The organism is Moorena sp. SIO4A1 (assembly GCF_010672065.1).
In the GTDB taxonomy this organism is placed as follows: domain Bacteria; phylum Cyanobacteriota; class Cyanobacteriia; order Cyanobacteriales; family Coleofasciculaceae; genus Moorena.
The window spans coordinates 1-2759 of record NZ_JAAHHX010000239.1; the positions used below are offsets into that span (position 1 = coordinate 1).

Annotated in this window: 1 protein-coding gene; it reads left to right on the forward strand. The window is 41.9% G+C overall.

The features are described 5' to 3' along the window. The first annotated feature begins 334 nt into the window (after nucleotides 1-334). A complete protein-coding gene (locus F6K53_RS36705) occupies nucleotides 335-2563 on the forward strand; it encodes a substrate-binding domain-containing protein (protein ID WP_293084445.1) in 2229 nt (742 codons plus the stop codon). The last annotated feature ends 196 nt before the right edge of the window (nucleotides 2564-2759 follow it).

Here is a 2759-nt window from a genome sequence, read left to right on the forward strand (position 1 = left end):
TTAGGTAAGCTATCAGCTATCAGCGATTAGCGCTACAGATGGTGCTACAGATGGTGCTATCAGCTATCAGCGATTAGCGCTACGCGCACGCTACTTGAGGTGCTATCAGCGATTAGCGCTACAGATGGTGCTACAGATGGTGCTTTTAAATAAAACAGGTAAGCATTGGAATAATGCTGAGTTACATCTTTTGAATAAAACAGGTAAGCATTGGTTTAATCTCTGTTACATCAGCTGACTGCTGACCACTGACCGCTGACCGCTGACCGCTGAACGCGCACGCGTGCGCGTAGCGCATATGCTTACAGCTGAAGCCAAGTTCAACACAAAAAAAATGATTATAGTCAAGCTCCAACTAGTGGGAAGTGCCGAAGGTGGATTCCATACCACAGTCACTTCTATTCCTAGGGAATTTGACACCTTTGATGGCTGTCTACCTCCCCTCCCAGAAAACTTAAATAAATCATTCACCAAATGGCGGTCAGATTATCGAGAAGTGGAACAAGTACGCTCACCGATTAATCCTGACCAAACTGGGTTTCGCATCAAACCCAAAGGTGTGAGAGTTTCTTCTCCCACTAACACCACTCAGGATGTGAAATTATACTTGAATGAATGGCTCAATGCTGGCGATAGTGACTGGCAGCAAATCCGGGATAACTTAATTTCTATAGGAAGTCAATTTAAGCTTGCTGAAGAAGAAACCAGAGTACTATTGGATTCTCAAGACATTAAATTGGGCTACTTTCCTTGGCAAGAGTGGCAGTTATTTGAAGATCACTTCTCACCGGTGGAAATTGCCTTAAGGGTCAGAGGTCGCCCTAAGGATAAAATCATTCCTGCTCAAGCCTGCTCCAAAGTCAGAATTTTGCTGGTTGTGGGTAGGAGTGACAATATCAACACTAATGCTGATCTTAAGGTAATCCAGGAATTAGAAGAAAAAGGAGCAGAGGTAATCTATCTGATGCAGCCTAGTATCAGGGAGTTATGTGATGCCCTTTGGGAAACAGAAGGCTACCATATCTTTATTTTTACCGGTCACAGTGGCTCAGATCAAGATGGCCAAATTGGTTGGATTGAGCTGAATGACCAAGATAGTTTAAGTATTGAGGATTTCAAAAATTCCCTAAAAGCATCCATAGATAAAGGATTACAGCTAGCTATTTTTAATTCCTGTGATGGTTTGGGGTTAGCTAACCAATTAGGGAAGTTAAACCTTCCTCGTACTATTGTGATGCGAGAACCTGTCCCCGATCCAGTAGCGATCGCTTTCTTACAGTATTTTTTCCAGGAGTTTACCAGTCAAAAATCTCTTTTTGCTTCGGTTCATACAGCACGAAAACACCTGGAACATTTTAATTTACAGTATCCAGGTGCTATGTGGTTGCCAACCCTTTGTATTAGGGAATCCGCATTAGAGCAGCCACTAACTTGGCAAAAGCTTTATAAACCACCATCTGAGGAACGATCTGAGCAACGATCTGAGCCACAATCTGAGCCACCTTCTATCTCACCTAAAAATTTACCAATTAAGTTAGTAGTAACCTTACTAGGTATAGTAGCAATTTGTCTTGGGATTGGGTTATGGTTAAAATCAAAGGAAATACTAACGACACAATCAAAGCCTTGTCCTGACCAAGCCTCAAACCATAAACAGAATGGAACCCAACCTATTCCGTGTTTTGCTTATGTTGATGTTGATAAAATTCCTTCAGGAACATGGGTTTACAGTGGTAGCACATCTTGGGTGCCGATTCGCCGTAAAGTAGATCCAAGGATAAAACAAGTTTTTCCTAAGGTTAACTTGACTTACTACCACCATCCTACCCTACCACCGGGTACAGAAACTGGAATCAAAATGTTGCTAGATGGTCAAATTTCTTTCGTGCTGTCTTCACGACCAATTAAAAAAAGTGAGTTCCAAGAGGCTGACGATAGACGATTTAAACTTAAGCAGGTTCAAGTCGCTAGTGATGCTATTGCTATTGCTGTTCATCCTGACCTAACTATTAAAGGTTTAACAACCGAGCAACTCAAGGCTATTTATACCGGGAAAATTACAAACTGGCGTCAAGTCGGTGGTCCCAATCTAAAGATTACCCCTTACTCTCGCCCTAATGAAAGTGGAACTACTGAGTTCTTTCGCAAGACTATTTTAGTAGGAGATGATTTTAGTCAAAAGGTTAGTTTTATCCCAACGACTACTCAAGCCGTGAGGAAGGTAGCTGAAACGAAAGGTGCTATTTACTATGCTTCGGCTCCTGAGATTGTTGATCAGTGTAAAGTAAAACCTCTACCTCTGAGGATATCCAAAACTGATTCTTTTATTACTCCCTATAAACCCCCACTTATCCCAACAGAAAATTGTCCTCAACAAGGACGCAATCAACTGAATAGTGAGGCATTTAAAACCAAGACATATCCGATCACCCGTCGTCTGTTTGTAATAATCAAACAAGATGGTCAAGGAGATGAGCGAGCCGGGGAAGCCTATGTCAACTTGCTATTAACAGATGAAGGACAAAAGCTGATTGAAGAAGCTGGCTATATTCCGAGACGTTAGTTCAGCAATCACAACTCTAGCATTTATCATAGCTATGAGGTACACAATTTCGGGATTTTAGGGAACAGGGAACAGGGAACAGGGAACAGGGAACAGGGAAGAGATAATAGGGAATAGGGATGCGCTGCATCAATACTGTACCTCATAAATACGATAAACGCTCTATCTCTGTTCTGTCACTTTGGGAGAACTAAAA